Annotated in this window: 18 protein-coding genes; 8 read left to right on the top strand and 10 right to left on the bottom strand. The window is 71.4% G+C overall.

Features of this window, described 5'->3' with window-relative positions:
* Window positions 1–3: 3 nt before the first annotated feature.
* The 4 genes from ACWC94_RS10525 to ACWC94_RS10510 all read right to left on the bottom strand — a co-directional run bounded on the left by ACWC94_RS10525 (window position 4) and on the right by ACWC94_RS10510 (window position 4,841).
* The gene (locus ACWC94_RS10525) at window positions 4–1,722 is read right to left on the bottom strand and encodes an ABC transporter substrate-binding protein (RefSeq protein WP_450796124.1); all 1,719 of its coding nucleotides are present in this window, start codon (window positions 1,720–1,722) and stop codon (window positions 4–6) included.
* 158 nt (window positions 1,723–1,880) lie between these two features.
* Window positions 1,881–1,976 (bottom strand): Ms4533A family Cys-rich leader peptide, encoded by a 96-nt coding sequence (locus ACWC94_RS10520; RefSeq protein WP_450796123.1) that lies wholly within the window; start codon window positions 1,974–1,976, stop codon window positions 1,881–1,883.
* Between the two features lie 56 nt (window positions 1,977–2,032).
* Window positions 2,033–3,850 (bottom strand): DUF3152 domain-containing protein, encoded by a 1,818-nt coding sequence (locus ACWC94_RS10515; protein ID WP_450796122.1) that lies wholly within the window; start codon window positions 3,848–3,850, stop codon window positions 2,033–2,035.
* 7 nt (window positions 3,851–3,857) lie between these two features.
* The gene (locus ACWC94_RS10510; protein ID WP_450796121.1) at window positions 3,858–4,841 is read right to left on the bottom strand and encodes an alpha/beta fold hydrolase; all 984 of its coding nucleotides are present in this window, start codon (window positions 4,839–4,841) and stop codon (window positions 3,858–3,860) included.
* A 243-nt stretch (window positions 4,842–5,084) separates the two neighbouring features.
* Here ACWC94_RS10510 and ACWC94_RS10505 point away from each other — a divergent pair, with 243 nt between their 5' ends.
* The 4 genes from ACWC94_RS10505 (at window position 5,085) to ACWC94_RS10490 (ending at window position 6,929) form a co-directional block, all read left to right on the top strand.
* Window positions 5,085–5,309 (top strand): hypothetical protein, encoded by a 225-nt coding sequence (locus ACWC94_RS10505; protein WP_450796120.1) that lies wholly within the window; start codon window positions 5,085–5,087, stop codon window positions 5,307–5,309.
* Window positions 5,310–5,489: 180 nt separating this feature from the next.
* Entirely contained in the window at window positions 5,490–6,131 is a 642-nt protein-coding gene (locus ACWC94_RS10500; RefSeq protein ID WP_450796119.1) for a TetR/AcrR family transcriptional regulator, read from the top strand.
* A 134-nt stretch (window positions 6,132–6,265) separates the two neighbouring features.
* Window positions 6,266–6,493, top strand: coding sequence for a DUF3107 domain-containing protein (locus ACWC94_RS10495; RefSeq protein WP_351024142.1), 228 nt, complete (start codon window positions 6,266–6,268; stop codon window positions 6,491–6,493).
* A 169-nt stretch (window positions 6,494–6,662) separates the two neighbouring features.
* A complete protein-coding gene (locus ACWC94_RS10490; RefSeq protein WP_450796118.1) occupies window positions 6,663–6,929 on the top strand; it encodes a hypothetical protein in 267 nt (88 codons plus the stop codon).
* Between the two features lie 108 nt (window positions 6,930–7,037).
* Here the strand turns inward: ACWC94_RS10490 and ACWC94_RS10485 are convergent, their stop codons facing one another.
* The gene (locus ACWC94_RS10485) at window positions 7,038–7,784 is read right to left on the bottom strand and encodes a ferritin-like fold-containing protein (protein ID WP_450796117.1); all 747 of its coding nucleotides are present in this window, start codon (window positions 7,782–7,784) and stop codon (window positions 7,038–7,040) included.
* A gap of 507 nt (window positions 7,785–8,291) precedes the next feature.
* Between ACWC94_RS10485 and ACWC94_RS10480 the strand changes: the two genes are divergently transcribed.
* Both ACWC94_RS10480 and ACWC94_RS10475 read left to right on the top strand, forming a co-directional pair.
* Window positions 8,292–10,856 (top strand): DEAD/DEAH box helicase, encoded by a 2,565-nt coding sequence (locus ACWC94_RS10480; RefSeq protein WP_450796243.1) that lies wholly within the window; start codon window positions 8,292–8,294, stop codon window positions 10,854–10,856.
* Between the two features lie 166 nt (window positions 10,857–11,022).
* Window positions 11,023–11,904, top strand: a complete 882-nt coding sequence (locus ACWC94_RS10475) for an alpha/beta fold hydrolase (RefSeq protein WP_450796116.1) — start codon at window positions 11,023–11,025, stop codon at window positions 11,902–11,904.
* A 91-nt stretch (window positions 11,905–11,995) separates the two neighbouring features.
* Here ACWC94_RS10475 and ACWC94_RS10470 read toward each other — a convergent pair whose 3' ends face one another.
* Window positions 11,996–12,901 (bottom strand): NYN domain-containing protein, encoded by a 906-nt coding sequence (locus tag ACWC94_RS10470; protein ID WP_450796242.1) that lies wholly within the window; start codon window positions 12,899–12,901, stop codon window positions 11,996–11,998.
* 218 nt (window positions 12,902–13,119) lie between these two features.
* On the opposite strand from ACWC94_RS10470, the gene ACWC94_RS10465 reads away from it, so the two are divergent.
* Window positions 13,120–13,272 carry a hypothetical protein gene (locus ACWC94_RS10465; RefSeq protein WP_019058373.1) on the top strand — a complete coding sequence of 51 codons (153 nt, stop codon included), beginning with the start codon at window positions 13,120–13,122 and terminating at the stop codon, window positions 13,270–13,272.
* A 55-nt stretch (window positions 13,273–13,327) separates the two neighbouring features.
* On the opposite strand, the gene ACWC94_RS10460 is transcribed toward ACWC94_RS10465, so the two are convergent.
* The 4 genes from ACWC94_RS10460 to ACWC94_RS10445 form a co-directional block, all read right to left on the bottom strand.
* Entirely contained in the window at window positions 13,328–13,933 is a 606-nt protein-coding gene (locus ACWC94_RS10460; RefSeq protein WP_351238331.1) for a MarC family protein, read from the bottom strand.
* A gap of 63 nt (window positions 13,934–13,996) precedes the next feature.
* Window positions 13,997–14,854: a PHP domain-containing protein gene (locus ACWC94_RS10455; protein ID WP_450796115.1), complete on the bottom strand. Its 858-nt coding sequence runs from the start codon at window positions 14,852–14,854 to the stop codon at window positions 13,997–13,999.
* 211 nt (window positions 14,855–15,065) lie between these two features.
* Window positions 15,066–15,707, bottom strand: coding sequence for a DUF6758 family protein (locus tag ACWC94_RS10450; protein WP_450796114.1), 642 nt, complete (start codon window positions 15,705–15,707; stop codon window positions 15,066–15,068).
* Between the two features lie 228 nt (window positions 15,708–15,935).
* Window positions 15,936–16,520, bottom strand: a complete 585-nt coding sequence (locus tag ACWC94_RS10445) for a suppressor of fused domain protein (protein ID WP_450796113.1) — start codon at window positions 16,518–16,520, stop codon at window positions 15,936–15,938.
* A 488-nt stretch (window positions 16,521–17,008) separates the two neighbouring features.
* On the opposite strand from ACWC94_RS10445, the gene ACWC94_RS10440 reads away from it, so the two are divergent.
* Window positions 17,009–18,139 carry a magnesium and cobalt transport protein CorA gene (locus tag ACWC94_RS10440; protein ID WP_450796112.1) on the top strand — a complete coding sequence of 377 codons (1,131 nt, stop codon included), beginning with the start codon at window positions 17,009–17,011 and terminating at the stop codon, window positions 18,137–18,139.
* Window positions 18,140–18,158: the final 19 nt, after the last annotated feature.

The raw sequence follows: 18,158 nt of genomic DNA, 5'->3' as shown, positions 1-18,158 counted from the left end.
GCGCTACTTCACCGCGACCTGGGAGATGTCCAGGACGCCGGTCCAGTCGCTGATGACGATGTTCTTGACGTCCTTGCCGTACAGGCGCTTGTAGACCGGGTGGAACAGCGGCACGACGAGGGCCTTGTCGCCGATCTTCTTGTCCAGCGCACCCCACCGCTTGGCGGCGGCGTCGAGGTCGGTCAACTTGTTGATCGCGTCAATCTCGTCATTGACCGACGTGTCGTTGAGCAGGCCCGTGTTGAAGTTCGCGCCGTCCTTGACGATCTGCCTGCCGTCGAAGATCGGGGCGAGGAAGGGACCGCCGGAGGGCCAGTCGGCACCCCAGTGCGCGAGGAAGAAACCGGGCTCGGTCTTCACGCTGTGGATCTTGTCCCGGTAGTCGTTGTCCTCCAGGCCCTGCAGCTTGACCGTGATGCCGGCCTTCTTGAGCGCGTCCTGGACAGCGGTCGCGATCTCCGGGCTGGTCTCGAAGTCCTTGGCGTTGGAGTGGGTGAGGGTCACCGTGAGCCCGTTCTTGTGGCCGGCCTGGGCGAGCAGCTCCTTGGCCTTGGCCGCATTGCCGGACGCGCCGGCCGGGAACGGGTCGTACGGCGTGTAGCCGAAGGACTTCTGGTTGGGCAGGAAGGTGGTGGCGGGCTCGGCGAGCGCGCTGCCGCCGGCCGCGTTGACCACCGAGGACCGGTCGATGGCGTAGGCGATCGCCTCACGCACCTTGGGGTCGTCGAACGGCTTCACGGTCGGGTTGAACGCGATGTAGTTGGTGTAACCGAAGTGGCCGGTGCCCACGCGCGCGGCCAGTTCCTTGTCGCCGCCGACCTTGGCGAGCTCGGCCGGGCCGAGATTGGTGTCCGTGGTGACCGCGGCCGCGTCCGCACCCTGGGACGCGGACAGCCGCTGGTTGATCACGGAGGAGTCCAGCCCGGAGCGGACGTCGACGGTGTCCGGGTAGGCCTTGCGCTCGGCGTCGGTGGCCGCCGACCAGTTCGTGTTGCGCGTGAGGAGCACGTGCTCGCCGTCGTTCTCGTTCTTGACGACCTTGTACGGACCCGACGAGATCGGGTGCTCCTCGTACTTGGTGCCGTTGTCCTTGCTCTTGGGCACCGGGGTGAACTGCGTCTGCGTGGCGAGGAACGGGAACTCGCCCTCGGGCTTGTTCAGGTGGAAGACGATGGTCCGCGCGTCGGGTGTCTCGATCGCCGAGAGGCCCTCCTTGTCCTTGTAGGGCCCCTGGTAGTCGGCCGCGCCGGCCAGCCAGTCACGCAGGTAGGGCGCGCCGCCGGAGAGTTCCGGGGCGAAGGAGCGCTCGATGCCGTACTTGATGTCGGCCGAGGTGATCGGCGTGCCGTCCTCGTACTTCAGGCCCTTCTTCAGGGTGTACGTCCACACGGTCGCGTCCTTGGTGGGGCGTCCGGTGTCGGTGGCGAGGTCGGGGACGACCTTGGCGCCGGCCGCGCCGTTCTCGCGGTTGCGCGTGGTGAGGGTGCGGAAGACCAGCGAAGGGACGTTTCCGCCGCCGGAGGTGTAGAGGCGGGCGGGGTCGAAGTCGGTCTGCGGCTGGGAGTTCAGCACCGTCAGGGTGCCGCCCTTGCGGGGCGCGGAGTCGCCACCGGAGACCTTGGCATCGTTGTCCTTCGGGCCGCAGGCGGCGGCGCCCGCTGCCACGGCCAGGCTGACGGATGCCGCTGCCACACGGCGCGCTATGACGGACGGTTGACGCATCGGAATGACGACCTCTCGGATACTGAGACTGATGGACGAGGAGTGAGACGTTTGCGGGCAGACGTCGGCCTCGGCGTCGGGTCGTCGAAAAATCCGTGGCTCAGCCACGGACACAGAAAAAGGAAAGGGGTCGCGACGCGGACGCCAGGCAGGCGGCGTCAGCGACAGTGGATGTCGGCCACGCAGAGTGCGGTCACGCCGATGAGCGCCAGCTCGATGGCGGCGCTCCCGGAGGCGGCATGACTAGACCACATGCGCAGAAATATGAACGACCTTGCGGCTCATGTCAATGTGACGCAAGAGGCGCCCGTCAACTTCGGGGATACGGCCAGGGGTTGGGCAGACAGTGGATTCCGTCATGGTTCAGGAACTTGGTCTGCTGTTGCATAACGGGGGCGAGTTCGCCGTCCTTCTGGCACGTCACATGGCCGTGGCCGAGCCGGTGACCGACCTCATGGTTGATCAACATCTGCCGATAGGCATGGATCTTGTCCCCGTATGTCCTGCTGCCCTGGGCCCATCTGTACGCATTGATCATCACGCGTTCGGTGGCGGCCGAGTCGCAGGAGACGTTGTCCTCCGTGGTGTCCAGGCCCGACTTCGCACACCACTGGGCGGTCGTACCCGGGCTGGCCAGCGTGATCACGAAGTCGGGCTTGCCGGAGGAGACCCGCTCGAAGGTACGGGCACCGCCGTGGGCCCAACTGCGGTCGTCGTTCAGGGTCTTCTGCACGGCCTCGGCGAACAGCTCGCCGTCGAGCCCCAGCCCCTGCTCGACGTCCACGCGGTAGGTGTACTTCTGCCCCCGGCCCGGCGCCTTGGCGAAACCGGGCACCGCGTCGAACTTCCCCGGGCCCTTCAGCGTGGCGCTGAGCGGGTACGTCCGGCCCATCTTCTGCTCGTACGACAGCGTGGCCGTGCCGGGCGAGGCCGAGGGGGCCTGTCCGCCGGCGGGACGTGCGTCACGGGCCTGGTCGGTGGCCGACCTCGACTGCGCGGCGCCGCCGTCGCGCGACTCGGTCACCTGTCCGGCGACGACCACCGCGAGCACCGTGGTGACGGCGGCCGCGGCGATACCGGTGAAGGTCCGGGCGCGCGGGGGTCCCTGGGGGGCGGCTGCGCCGTCCTGCGACTGCGGCTGCGCTGTGGCCGCCCGCGCGGCTCCCCGCGCCTCTTGCGGGGCGCTGTCGCCGGGGCCGTCCGTCTCCGGCGCGTCGGCCGGGTGCCGCTCTGCGGGGCGGGGCTTGCCCACGCGGGGCGCGAAGACGTCGACGTCGTCCTCGGCGCCGGCGTGTCCGGCGGAGAAGGCGTCGAGGTACTCCTGCCGGGGCCCCCTACCGGACCCCGGCCCCGCCGGCCGCTGCCCCGGAAGCACGCCACCGGAACCGGCCGCCCCCGAGAACTCCCCCCAGCCACCCCCGGCTTCCCGCTGCTCGGGGTGCCCACCCCGCGTGGCAGCACCGCCACGAAGGCGGGGCGCACCCTGCGCGGGGGTGCCGTCGGGAAGCCCCGGCATGCCGTGAGCGGGGGTGCCGTCACCGGAACGCGGCACCCCGTGAGCCGGGGTGCCCCCGGCCAGCCTCGGCACACCGTGCGCGGGCGTGCCATCGGGGAAACGGGGTACACCGTGCGCGGGCGTGCCGTCACCGAAGCCGGGCACACCACGCGCCGGCGACCCATCGGAAAACGTCGGGACACCGGGCCCCGGTGTGCCGTCAGGAAGACGCGGCACCCCACGCGCGGGCCTGCCGTCACCGAAGCCGGGCACACCACGCGCCGGCGTACCGTCGGAAAGCGTCGGGACACCACGCGCAGGCGTGCCCTCGCCGAAACGCGGCACTCCGTGAGCGGGGGTGCCGTCCGGGAACGTCGGCGATCCCTGGGGGGCGCGCGGCGGATGGCCGGCAGCGGTACCCGCCCCGCCCATCGGCACCGGTCGCCGCCCCTGCGACTCCGGTCGCTGCCCCGGCGGCGCCTGTCGCTGCCCGGGCAACAGCGGTTGGCCGCCGCTCCGGACCGGAATGTCCCCGCCGGTGTCCGAGGGGGTGTCCTGTTGTTCCCTGCGCCTGGCGATTATGTCCGCGGAGTCGCCCTTGGGTGCCGGGCCGCGGCGGCTGTGGCGTCCCACGCCGGCCTCAGCTCCCCGTACCCGAGTCGGTGCCGCCGCCCCCGCGCTCCGCGAGGAGTTCCCGGAACGCCGTGGCCACCACCTCCGGGTACTCCATCATCGCCACGTGACCGGCGTCCGGCAGGGACAGCAGGCGGGAGTCACGGAAGGCACGGGCGGCCCGGTGCGCCATGCGGAAGCCGATCAGCTGGTCGCGGCCGCCGTAGACGAGCAGGGTCGGCGCGAGCACGCGCTCGGCCTGGCGCCACAGTCCGTGCTGTCCGCCGAGCGTGTAGGCGTTGACGATCCCGCGCGCGGAGCGGGCCATCGCGTCCCAGAAATAGGGCAGCTGCAGCCGCCGCTCCAGCTCCTCCACGGCGTGCCCGAACGCCTCGGGCGACACGCGCGCGGGGTCGCCGTAACAGAGCCCCAGGACCCCGCGCACCCGCTGTTCGGCGGTCCACTCCTTGGTCAACCGGGTGAACAGGGCGGCGACACCGGGCACGCCGAGCAGGGCGGTCGGCGCCGCGGTGCGCTGGATGCGCAGCTCCGGCAGGGCGGGCGAGACCAGGGTGAGCGTACGGACCAGGTCGGGTCGTACGGCGGCCACGCGCGTGGTGACCGCGCCGCCGAGCGAGTTGCCGACCAGGTGGACGGGGCCGCGGCCGGCCGCGTCGAGATGGCGGATCACCGCGCGCGCGTGCCCGGTGACGGAGTAGTCCCCGTCGTCCGGGGGCGGGGAGTCGCCGAAGCCCGGCAGGTCGACCGCCTCGCTGTCCACCACGCCGTCCAGCTCGGCCATCAGCGCCGACCAGTTCTGCGAGGAGCCGCCGAGCCCGTGGACGTACAGGGCGGGCGGCAGACCCTCGCGCGCGGGACGGCGGGAACGGATCGACAGAGTGACCCCGGGCAGCCTCACGGACCGCAGCCGTTCGCCCTCTGCCACCCGGACGGGCGCCACCTTCGGAAGGACGCTGGCGGCCGGCACGGACGGCGACTCGGTCGAAGACATGCGGCAATGTTACGAGGTGATCACGCCGAGATTCGTGTGGTGGCCGTCACAGAGTGAAACGCGGGTCACGGGTGAACCGGAATGAGCGCGGGCGGCGCGCCGGACCGTCCGCGACCGGTGCACAGGGGCGGCGAAGGGACGAGACGGCATGGCGTCCGGATCTGCCGTCTCATAGGCTCGTCAGAGGGCACCCGCATGTGGCCCCTGCTTCTCCCAGGGACGTTCGTAGGAAGGGAGCCCACCATGTCCTATGACCCGACCGAGCCCGACGCGATCGACGACCTGGAGGCCGAGACAACCCCCGAGATCGATGTCGAGGCTCCCGAGGTGGACGCCGCCGAGCAGCAGGCGGACATCAAGCCGGACCGGGACGACCCCCTGACGGGAGTGGATCCGGACCGTGCGAACGAGGCCGATCTGGTCGAACAGGCGCGCGTGGTCTCACTCGACGAGGACGACTACCGCTGACGTCACAGCGGTCCCGCCGCTGACGTCGACGCACTCCTGCGGCCCCACCCGGGACCCGCAGCCGCTTTCGCCGCCGTCCGGTACGTGAAATTCTGCGCTCGCACCGCGCACACCACGGTTACCGAAAAGTACGATGGCGGCGCGGGTGACACCGCGATATGGACGACTTTGGGAGGCGGCGTGACAGCCATCGAGCAAACTGAGGCGGCACGCCCGCGTGGCACCCGTCTGCCGCGCCGCGCCCGACGGAACCAGCTGCTGGGCGCCGCCCAGGAGGTTTTCGTCGCACAGGGCTATCACGCGGCGGCGATGGACGACATCGCCGAGCGGGCCGGCGTGAGCAAGCCGGTGCTCTACCAGCACTTCCCCGGCAAGCTCGACCTCTACCTCGCCCTGCTGGACCAGCACTGCGAGTCGCTGATCCAGTCCGTGCGCGGCGCGCTGGCGTCGACGACCGACAACAAGCAGCGCGTCCGGGCCACCATGGACGCCTATTTCGCGTACGTCGAGGACGACGGCGGCGCCTTCCGGCTGGTCTTCGAGTCGGACCTGACGAACGAGCCGGCGGTGCGCGAGCGCGTCGACAAGGTCACCAACGACTGCGCCGAGGCGATCTGCGACGTCATCGCCGAGGACACCGGCCTCTCGCGCGCGGAGTCGATGCTGCTCGCCTCCGGCCTCGGCGGTCTCGCCCAGGTGGTGGCCCGCTCCTGGCTGCACAGCGACCGCAGCGTGCCGCGCGACCAGGCGGTGCAACTGCTCACCTCGCTGGCCTGGCGGGGCATCGCCGGCTTCCCCCTGCACGGCAGCGAACACCACTGACGGCCCTTTGTTCCCGCGCGCTGTTCGCTGACGGCGTTCCGGCCCGCAGCGTGTACGTCCCCTCACCGGGCTAATGTGTGCTGGGTACGGCGCGGAAGATCGCGCACATCACTGACCGTCGGAGGGACAAAGCCGTGGAGGTCAAGATCGGCGTGCAGTACGCGCCCCGCGAGATCGTTCTGGAGAGCGGTCAGAGCGTCGAGGAGGTCGAGCGCCTGGTGTCCGACGCCCTGTCCGGAAAGACGCAGCTGCTGAGCCTCCAGGACGAGAAGGGCCGCAAGGTCCTGGTGCCGACCGACCGTCTGGCGTACGTGGAGATCGGTGAGCCGACCGTGCGCAAGGTGGGGTTCGGCGCACTGTAGGCCGGCCTCGTGAGAAGGGCCCGGCGGCCTGTGCCGCCGGGCCCTTCCGCATGCACGGCACACACATGTGGCGCACAACCTCTCCACAGCGGAGGATTGTGCTCCGCAGGTCACGGGTATGACGGGCTACGACCGTTCAACGCAGACCGGCCGTGGGAGGGACCCCGACATGATCCTGGAAGCACTCGGCGCCGCAGTGCTCGGTCTGGCCCTCGCCCTGATCGCGGCGTACCGCCTGCCCCACCGGCTGCCGGCCCGCCCGCTGGTCCTCTCGACGGGCATCGCCGGCGCCCTCTTCGGTGACTTCGTCACCCACACCGCCCTCGGCTCCGCCGCCACCTGGCCGAGCCTCCTGGGTGCCGCGATCATCTCCGCGGCGTCCCTGTCCCTCCTGCTGCGCCCGGCAGGCAGACTGCGCCGATCAGCGACGGCGTAGCGACGCCTTCGCAGCGGGCGCCACAGGCACCTCCCCAGGGGCGCGGGGACTGCGCGACCGGCCCGGACGGGCCCGCGCCGCGCAACCCCCGCGGAGCGCATCCGTTTCTCAGGCCGCGAGGCCCAGCGCCGCCATCCGCTTCGTGTGCGCCTCCGTGATCCGCGAGAACATCTTCCCGACCTCCGCGAGATCGAACCCGTCGGCGACCCCGCCCACGAGCATCGTCGACAGCGCGTCCCGGTCGGCGACGACCCGCTGGGACTGCGACAGCGCCTCGCCCATCAGCCGCCGCGCCCACAGCGCCAGCCGGCCGCCCACCCGCGGGTCGGCGTCGATGGCGGCCCGCACCTTCTCCACGGCGAACCCGGCGTGCCCGGTGTCGTCGAGGACGGCGAGGACCAGTTCACGCGTGTCGGAGTCGAGACGCGCCGCGACCTCCCGGTAGAAGTCACTCGCGATCGAGTCGCCGACGTACGCCTTGACCAGGCCCTCCAGCCAGTCCGAGGGCGCGGTCTGCCGGTGGAAGCCGTCCAGGGCCGCGACGAACGGGTCCATCGCGGCCGTCGGCTCCTCACCGATCTCGGTCAGCCGGTCCCGCAGCCGCTCGAAGTGGTGGAACTCGGCCGAGGCCATCTTCGCGAGCTCCGCCTTGTCCGCGAGGGTCGGAGCCAGCTTCGCGTCCTCCGCGAGCCGCTCGAACGCCGCCAGCTCCCCGTACGCGAGCGCCCCGAGCAGGTCCACGACGGCGGCGCGGTACTGCGGGTCGGCGGAGGCCTGCGCCCAGTCCTGGGCGGCGACACCGGTGGGTCCGGCGGAGGCGGCGGACCCGTTCACAGGCTTGTCAGAGCTAGTCATGAGCCGCACAATAGCCCGCTCGGCCCTCCTCGGAGCCCCTGGTCAACCACTGTGACGACCATGACGTGACCAAATCGGCCATCGCATGTGCGGGAATCCGGGGTATGGTGGTAATGCGCCTGCAAGAGTGCGTTGACGGTGGTCGACGTCTCCGGACAGGGCGCACGCATGAGGATGCCCGGTCGGTGGCCCGATCGGCTCCGACCCGACAGCCCTCCCCGGCCGTACGGCACAGTCCGTACGACGACCGGAGGGACACCCTCAGCGGTACGAGCGCTAGAGCGTCGGCAGAGGTCCCGTGTCTTACGGCTTGCCTTGAATGGTTTGCCCGTACGGCAGCCGACGTCCCCCCCGGCACGGTCGCACACGACCCCCGCGCTCGCCTCGCACCGCGCACACAGAAGAGGCATGACCCTGACTACGACGTTCCGCGAACTTGGGATCCTCCCCGAGACCGCCGAGGCCCTCGAAGCCGTCGGCATCATCACCCCCTTCCCCATCCAGGAGATGACGCTCCCCGTCGCCCTTTCCGGCACGGACGTCATCGGCCAGGCCAAGACCGGCACCGGCAAGACGCTGGGCTTCGGTCTTCCGCTCCTCGAGCGCGTCACCGTCCCCGCCGACGTCGAGGCCGGACGCGCCGCCCCCGAGGCCCTCACCGACGCCCCGCAGGCCCTCGTCGTCGTCCCCACGCGCGAGCTGTGCACCCAGGTCACCAACGACCTGCTGACGGCCGGCAAGGTCCGTAACGTGCGCGTGACGGCGATCTACGGCGGCCGGGCCTACGAGCCCCAGGTCGAGGCCCTGAAGAAGGGCGTCGACGTGGTCGTCGGCACCCCCGGCCGGCTGCTCGACCTCGCGGGCCAGAAGAAGCTGGACCTGAAGCACGTCAGGTGCCTGGTCCTCGACGAGGCCGACGAGATGCTCGACCTGGGCTTCCTGCCCGACGTCGAGAAGATCATCGACATGCTGCCGGCCAAGCGCCAGACCATGCTGTTCTCGGCGACCATGCCGGGCGCGGTCATCGGCCTCGCGCGCCGCTACATGTCCCGGCCCACGCACATCCGTGCCACCGCGCCGGACGACGAGGGCGCGACGGTCGCGAACATCAAGCAGTTCGTCTACCGCGCGCACAACATGGACAAGCCGGAGATGGTCGCCCGCATCCTGCAGGCCGAGGGCCGCGGACTGGCGATGATCTTCTGCCGTACCAAGCGCACGGCCGCCGACATCGCCGAGCAGCTCCAGCGCCGCGGCTTCGCCTCCGGCGCGGTCCACGGCGACCTCGGGCAGGGCGCCCGCGAGCAGGCGCTGCGCGCGTTCCGCAACGGCAAGGTGGACGTCCTGGTCTGCACCGACGTCGCCGCGCGCGGCATCGACGTCGAGGGCGTGACCCACGTCATCAACTACCAGTCCCCCGAGGACGAGAAGACGTACCTGCACCGGGTCGGCCGTACGGGCCGCGCGGGCGCCAAGGGTACGGCGATCACGTTCGTCGACTGGGACGACATCCCGCGCTGGCAGCTGATCAACAAGGCGCTGGAGCTCGACTTCAACGACCCGGTGGAGACGTACTCCTCGTCCCCGCACCTGTTCTCCGACCTCGGCATCCCCGAGGGCACCAAGGGCACCCTGCCGCGCTCGGAGCGGACCCGTGCCGGGCTGGACGCGGAGGAGCTGGAGGACCTGGGCGAGACCGGCGGGCGCGGCGCACGCGGTCGCGGCCGTGGTGGCCGCGGTGAGCGGGGCGGCCGTCCCGAGTCCGGCACCGCCGAGCGCGAGCGTACGGCCCGCACCCCGCGCCGTCGCCGCCGTACCCGCGGCGGAGCACCGCTCGACGCCGCCACGACCCCTGCGGCGCCGGCCGCCGAGTCCGGCACCGCGGACGCCACGGGCGTGGCGGCGTCGCGGGCTCCCCGCACCCTGCGCCGCCGTCGCCGTACGCGCGCCGGTGCTCCGGCGCAGCCGGCAGCGGCCGAGGCCGCCGTCGAGTCGCTGGACACGGCTGAGGGCGCGCCCGCGCCGACCACGCCGGAGCAGGAGGCTGGGGCGAAGCCGCGCCGCCGCCGCACCCGCGGGAACGCGGACGCGCAGGCCCCGCAGGCGACGGACTCCGCGGTCGCGGAGGTGCCGGCGCAGCCCGAGCCCGTGGTTCCGGCCCCCGTGGTCGAGGAGAGCCCGGCGCCGGAGCCGGCGGCCGAGACGGCGGAGGCCAAGCCCCGCCGCCGCACCCGCAAGGCGGCAGCTGCCGCCGAGACGGCCACGGACACCGCCGAGACCGCCGAGGCCAAGCCGCGACGGACCCGGAAGACCGCCGCTGCCGCCGCCGAAGCCGCCGTGGACACGGCCGAGGCCACCGAGGCCAAGCCGCGCCGCACCCGGAAGACCGCCGCCACGGCGCCGGAAGCCCCGGAGGCCGAGGCCAAGCCGCGCCGCGCCCGTAAGGCGGCAGCAGCCGCCGAGACGGCCGCGGACAGCGACGAGACCGCCGTGGACACGGCCGAAGGCACGGAGACCAAGCCCCGCCGCCGTACCCGCAAGGCAGCGGAGCCGGTCGCCGAGGCCGCGTCCGTCGTGACCGAGGTCCCGGCGGAGGAGCCCGCCCCGGCGACCAGGCCGCGCCGCACGCGCAAGACGGCGGCTGCCGCCGAACCCGCGACGGACCCGGCCGAGACCACGGAAGCCAAGCCGCGCCGCACCCGGAAGACCGCCGCCGCAGCCGCACCGGACGCCGCCGAGACCGCCGAGGCCAAGCCGCGACGGACCCGGAAGACGGCCACTGCCGCGCCGGAGGCGGCCGAGGTTCCCGAGGCCGAGGTCAAGCCCCGCCGCACGCGGAAGACCGCCGCCGCTGCCGTCGACACCGCCGAAGGCACGGAAGCCAAGCCGCGCCGCACCCGGAAGACCGCCGCAGCAGCCGCACCGGAGGCCCCCGAGGCCGAGGCCAAGCCGCGACGGACCCGGAAGACGGCCGCTGTCGAGATCCCGGCCCAGGCGACCGACGAGCCGGAGGCCAAGCCGCGCCGCCGTACCCGCAAGGCCACGGCGGCCGTCGAGGCAGTCGAAGGCTGATCCGGCGCACCGTCACCGACGGCCCGGTCCACTCAGGTGGACCGGGCCGTCGCGTTTCCGCCCCCCGTACCCGTGCCGACGCCCCCTCCCGCAGTTCCCCGCGCTCACCGGCGGCCCGCGCCTCCCCTCCCCCGCCGCCCCTCCCCCGGCCCGATAGCCTCTCTCCATGAGCAGGCCCGCCACCTTCCTCCCGCCGCCCGGTGCTCGGGCATACTCCCTGCGAACCGCACGGGGGGAGTTCGCCGTTGTCGACGCTCCCGTGGCCGACGGGGTGGAGCCGCGCGGGGTCGCGCTGTTGCTGCCGGGGTTCACCGGGAGCAAGGAGGACTTCAATCCGCTGCACGTGCCGCTCGCGGAGCGCGGGTACCGGACCGTCGCCGTCGACGGGCGCGGCCAGTACGAGTCGGACGGACCCGAGAGCGATCAATCCGCCTACGCGCAGGAGGAGTTGGCACGCGACGTGCTGGCCCAGGCCGAGGTGCTCGGGGAGCCGGTGCATCTGCTGGGGCACTCCCTCGGCGGGCAGATCTCACGCGCCGCCGTCCTGCTCGACCACACCCCCTTCCGGTCGCTCACCCTCATGGCGTCCGGCCCAGCCCAGATCTCGGAATCCCAGCAGCAGCGCGTGAAGCTGCTGCGGGACGCGCTCGCGGTGATGTCGATGGCGGAGGTGTGGGAGGCGATCCAGGCGATGGAGCCGCCCGAGGAGACCGAGACCCCCGCGCTCGACGACGGCCTGGACGACCGGAACGACCTGCGGCGCCGCTGGCTGGGCACCAAGCCCGCCCAACTCCTGGCCACCGGGCACCAGTTGTGCACGGAACCGGACCGGGTCGCGGAACTGGCCGCCGTACCGCTGCCGTTCCACATCCTGTCCGGTGCACGGGACGACACCTGGCCGTTGCCCCTGCTGGACGACATGGCGGTACGGCTGGCCGCACGGCGGACCGTGATCGAGGACGCCGAGCACTCCCCGAACACCGACCAGCCCCTGCCCACGGCGCGTGCCCTCGCCGACTTCTGGGACGCCGCCGGCGAACAGGGCTAGGCCCTCACGTCTGGATCATCCCGGCGTCGCAGGGTCTGGAGCGGCGCAGCAGGGCTGAACCGCGTGACAGGGGTGGGACGGCACCACCGCGTCAGTACTGCGCCTGCAGATGGCCCCAGAAGCCGTCCCTGAGGGCGCGGCGCAGGTCGGCCTGGCCGCGGAGGGAGTACTGCAGCAGGCTCTCCGCCTCGACCAGCAGGTCCTGGTCGACGGAGCCGGGAAGGTAGGGGTGGCCGGGGAGCAGTTCGACCAGGGCCTCGCGCCCCCGGGAGGCCAGCCACTTGGCCGCGATCTGGGCGCCTACGAAGCGGACGTCCTCGCGGCTGGGGCGGGTGCCGGAGGTGGCCTCGTAGGCGGCGGCCGTACGGCGGGAGACGTACGGCTTGAAGAACTCCAGGTCGAGGGTGCGCTGGCTGTCGACCTCCCAGAGCAGCGGCTCGGCCTGGTTGCGGCCCTCGGGCGCCTCGATGCCCCACAGGTGGACACGGGCGCCGTAGCCTTGCGCCGCCTCGACCGCCGAGACCAGGTCCTCGTCGCCGCCGAGGAGCGCCGCGTCGCTGATGGCGCGGTGCCGGGCGAGGGACTCCAGATCCGTGCGGATCAGTGAATCGACGCCTTTCTGCTGGTTGTTGGCGTTGAGGTTGCCGAGGCGGACCTTGACGTCGGGCAGTTCGGCGATGGCCTGCTGCTCGGCGGTGTGGATGCGGCGGCGGGCGCCGTCGTACCAGTAGACGCGCAGCAGGCGGCTGTCGGCGAAGACCGAGCGGGCCCGGTCGATGAGGGCCTCGATCAGGCCCTCGGCGTCGAGGTCGAAGGCCCGGCGGTCCTCGGTCCCCGCGACCAGCCGGCCCGCCGCCGCGTACAGGTAGCCCGCGTCGACGAAGATCGCGTGGGTGGAGGGCGTCTTCGCCACCTCGGCGAGCATGCGTTTCAGCAGCTCGTTCGTGTGGTCGATGCGGGCGCCCAGGGCCGCCAGGTCGTCGTTCATCGCTTTCATTGTCCCGGTCGTCACGCAGCGAACACAACCGTTCCCGGTCGGTCCCGCCGAGGTCCCACGGGCTCGACTTACCGGTCAGTAATTAGTCGTTCGAAAAATTTCTTTAGCGTAGGGAATGTTTGTAACACGGAGCATGTTGACTACGTACGACACCGGACACACAGCCGGTGCAGCGAGTAGTTCTCCGCAGGAGGATGACCAGACGAAGGGAGAAGCCCATGCGCTTCGAAATCATGCGACTCGACGAGGTCGACGGCACCACCGTGGACAGCACCGTCGTGGACGCCGCCTCCGTCAACCGGATCGTGCAGCAGGCCGCCGCCATCGGACAGCGCCTGTGGATCCGCCCGGCCGAGACCAAGGCCTCGTAACGCTCGGGCGTTCCGCGCCACTCAAGCTTTCCGGGGGAGCCGAGCCGACGAGGGCTCAGCTCCCCCGGATCACCTGAGTGATCCCGTTGATGATCTGCTGCACGGCGATCGCGGAGAGCATCATGCCCGCGAGGCGTGTCACCAGCACCACACCGCCGTCCTTGATGACGCGGATGATCAGCAGCGAGTAACGCATCACCAGCCACAGCACGACGTGGATCGCGAGGATCGCGGACCACACCGAGATCTGCGTGGACACACTGTCGGCCTTCTGCACGGCCAGGATCACGGACACGATCGCACCGGGCCCCGCCAGCAGCGGCATGCCCAGCGGTACGAGCGCCACGTTCACGTCCTTGGTCTGCTTCGGCTCGTCGGTCTTGCCGGTGAGCAGGTCCAGCGCGATCAGCAGGAGCAGCAGACCGCCCGCGATCATCAGCGCGGGGACGGAGACGTGCAGGTAGTCGAGGATCTGGTGGCCCAGGACGCCGAACGTGGCGATGACCCCGCCCGCCACGCACACGGCCTGGAAGGCCATGCGCTTCTGCACCTTGGCCGGACGGCCGGCGGTGAGGGCGAGGAAGATCGGGGTGATCCCGGGGGGATCCATGATGACGAAGAGGGTCAGGAACAGGGAGCCGAAGACGGCGATGTCGAACATGGGGGAAGTACTGGCCTTGCTGGAAAAGGGTGAACTGCGGGCGCGGGAGGGCCGCTGACGGCCTCAGGCCCCGCCGGTGCCCGGCACCGGGAACGCGCCGGTCGCCCGCCGTGTGATCTCCCCGTACACCTCGGGGTCGGTCGTGTACGCGCCCAGCGTCACGGTCTTGCGGCTGCCGTGGTAGTCCGAGGAGCCCGTGACCAGCAGATCCAGATCCTTCGCCAGGCCCCGCAGCCGGTCGCGCGCCTCGGCGTCGTGGTCCATGTGGTCGACCTCGACGCCGTCCAGGCCGGCCGCGGCCATCTCGGCGATCGTCGCCTCCGGGACCGTACGACCCCGCTTGGCGGCGGCCGGGTGCGCGAACACACAGACCCCGCCCGCGCCCTTGACCAGCCGGATCGCCTCGAAGGGGTCGGTCTCGTGCTTCTCCACGAAGGCCCGGCCGCCGTCGGCCAGCCACTCCTCGGTGAACGCGTCGCTCACCGTCGGTACGACCCCCAGCTCGACCAGCGCCGTCGCGACGTGCGGGCGCCCCACGGAACCGCCGGCCGCGATCCGCTCGACCTGCTCCCAGGTGACCGGCACACCCAGCGCGTTCAGCTTGGCGACCATGCCCTTGGCCCGCGGCACCCGGTCGTCCCGCACCAGCTCACGCTCGGCGAGCAGAGCGGGCTCCGCGGGATCGAAGAGATAGGCCAGCAGGTGCATGGAGATGCCGTCGACCCGGCAGGACAGCTCGGCACCGGTCACCAGGGTGAGTCCCCCGGGCAGCGCGGCGACCGCCTCGGCGTACCCGCGGGTGGTGTCGTGATCGGTCAGCGCGACGACGTCCAGTCCGGCGGCAGCGGCATTCCGCACCAGCTCGGCCGGGCTGTCCGTACCGTCCGAGGCCGTGGAGTGACAGTGCAGATCGATACGCACGGTGACTCCAGACGGGGACATGACGGAAGGGACACCTAAGGATAGCGGGCTTTTGGAGCCCGGCTGTCACACCCGCACCCGGGAGGCACCCCCTACTGAACGCACCCCAAGGGACGCGGGGAACCGCGCGAGCCGCACACCACGCACCGGCACCCCACCTCACAGCCGGCCTGATCGGACGAACCCCCTCGCCCCGGCACCCCGGTGGGCGTCAGGGCCTGAGCAAGCGCGGCGACAACGCTCCGAAGGGCACCAGATCCAGCTCCGCCCCCGCGTCCCGCAGATCCGTCAGCACCAGCTCGTCGTACATGAGCAGCCCGGACTGCTCGGGCCACATCACCGCCCACAGCCACATGCCGAGTGCCTCGCCGGCGAAGACGGCGCGGTCGTCGGGGGTGCGGTAGACGTGCCAGAGGGGGGTCGGGCGGCCGGCGGCCAGGACCTTGGCCTGGGGCGGCTTCTCGATGTTCATGTACGACCCCGGGTCCGGGCCGTCGATGCCCGCGTAATGCGCACCGAGACCGACGCCGAGTTCCTCCGCCACCAGGATCAGCTCCCCGGGGCCGCCGAGCGGGCCGGGTCCGGAGCAGGCGACGGCGGTCGCGCGACCGCCGCTGCGGTCGTCGCCGGCGTAGGCCACGCCCGTGAAGAGCCAGCCGACCGGCAGCGGCCAGGGCATCCACAGCGGGACGTGCGTGCGGTGCACGACGGCACCGAGGGCTTCGACGCTGGGCGGGATCACGGGCTGCAGCGGATACACCGTGCCGTGCACATCGCACTGCCAGGCATCGGCGAAGAGACCGGGCGCCCTGACCCGGCCACCGCACCTCGGGCAACTGGGTTCGCCCCTCATAGGGCTCCACGGTCCTACCCCTGACCGCCCACGTCAAGGACGATCACCCGTCCGGACGGAACCCGTCACCCCGCAAGTCGCATGCCCACCGCCTTCACCAGGCGACCTGACGTGCCAGGAGGGAAGCCGAGAGAGCCGGCGCCGCGGCGCGCCACCGAGGAAGTGGTCGGGGCCTTCGCCAACTGACCGCCCGCGGCAGCCAGTTGGTGAGCTTGCTCACGTCGGCGCTCAGTCCAGCGGGACGGACCGGCGGACCGGGTCACGCAGGTCCGTGCCGTTCGCGAGCCACCTCTCCTGGAGGGCCTGCGCGCCGTGCACCCGCTTCCAGGCGGCCTCGTTCGGGGTCATCGGCAACAGCGGCAGGAACCGTACGGGCTCCATCGGGTCGTCCAGCTCCAGGTCGTCCACCAGGCCGCCGGGCTCGCCCACCAGGACCGAGGTGAACGGGGCGCCGGGCCACAGCGGGCCGCCCACGTCCAGGGAGGCACCCGGGGTCACGATCAGCCCTTCCACCTGCGGGGACGCGGCCAGCACGGCGAGCGGACGGAGCACCTTGTCGGTGTCGGCGACACCTGCGCGGACGGACAGGACCAGCTCGGCTCGGGGACCCTTGACCGGGTCGGCGAGCATCGCGGTGGGGTCGGTCATGGGGTGCGCGGACATGCCGAGGGTGGCGTACCGCACGACGTCCCCCTCCTGGAACCGGAGCACCTCGATGCGGTCCGTGCCGAGGAAGGTGACGGCGGCGCGCGCGTCCGGTTCGCCCAGCGCGGTGGTCAACCGTGCCTCGACCAGAGGAAGAACATCAACCATGCGGTGAGCATAGAACTCGTCAGCAGCGGGCAAAGCGGCGCCTTGACACATGGGGCGGCTGCTACGCTGAGCCGGTGGTTCGGGACAGCACGTAGAAGCGTCGCTATCGAGTCCCGACGCCGATGAGACTCCCTTACGAGGGACCGGCCGGAGGAGGTGGGGCTGTCATGGATCGAAGTCGACCGTGCAGTACCACTCGCTCTTCCGCCCGTTGATGTAGTCACTGGCTGTTTTCTGGCTGGCCGCTGCCGCCTTCCCGTGCGCGTTGCCCTTCGGAAGAGCACCTCGTTTCGCTTTGCCCTGATCGCCTGATCACCCGATCTGCCTGATCGAATCAGTTCTGCATCAGTAGCGAAGTCGCCACCGCGACGGTGCGGTGCTCCCCGCTTTGTGGACGTGCCAAACATCCGCAGTGAAAACGTCCTCATTCCGGGTAGTTCCACCCGTCGCCGGCGGTCTTTCGTTGCCTGTCGCGAAGGAGCCTGCCCATGTCGATGATCCGCGACCTGCGCGCCGTGGTCCGTCCGTCCCGTGTCTCGCTGCGCAAGCCCACGAGCACGTCGAGCGCGTCGTACGACACCACCCGCGACCCCGCCACGCCCTCGGCGGTCGTGGACTGCGCCGTGTACCGCGACGGTGCCCGGGTCGCGAGCGCCAAGCCGCTCACCCCGCACGAGGCGATGCGGCTGGTGCGGCGCGACGGCGGCTTCGTGTGGATCGGACTGCACGAGCCGACCGAGGCCGAATTCGCCGGTATCGCCGGAGAGTTCGGGCTGCACCCGCTGGCCGTCGAGGACGCGGTGCAGGCGCACCAGCGCCCCAAGCTGGAGCGGTACGACGACTCGCTCTTCACCGTCTTCAAGACCATCCACTACGTCGAGCACGACCGGCTCACCGCCAACAGCGAGGTCGTCGAGACGGGGGAGGTCATGTGCTTCACCGGCCGGGACTTCTTCATCACCGTCCGGCACGGCGGCCAGGGCTCGCTCAGGGCACTGCGCCACCGGCTGCAGGACGACCCGGAACTGCTGGCCAAGGGCCCCTCGGCCGTGCTGCACGCCATCGCCGACCATGTCGTGGACGGCTACATCGCGGTCGCCGACGCGGTGCAGGACGACATCGACGAGGTGGAGACCGAGGTCTTCTCGCCGGGCCGCAAGGGCGGGGTGTCCCGTGGTGTGGACTCGGCGCGGATCTACCAACTCAAGCGTGAGGTGCTGGAGTTCAAGCGGGCGGTGGCTCCCCTGCTGCGCCCGATGCAGCTGCTGAGCGAGCGGCCGATGCGGCTGATCGACCCGGACATCCAGAAGTACTTCCGGGACGTCGCCGACCACCTCGCCCGGGTCCAGGAGCAGGTGCTGGGCTTCGACGAACTCCTCAACTCCATCCTCCAGGCCAACCTGGCGCAGGCGTCCGTCGCGCAGAACGAGGACATGCGCAAGATCACCGCCTGGGCCGCGATCATCGCCGTGCCGACGATGGTGTGCGGGGTCTACGGCATGAACTTCACGTACATGCCCGAGCTGCACTGGAAGTACGGCTACCCGGTGATCATGGGGGTCACGGTCGTCATCTGCCTCGGCATCCACCGCACGCTGAAGCGCAACGGCTGGCTGTGAGCGGCGCTGGATAGGCTGG

The organism is Streptomyces sp. NPDC001135 (assembly GCF_053598395.1).
This window is presented reverse-complemented; position numbering and strand designations above follow the sequence as displayed.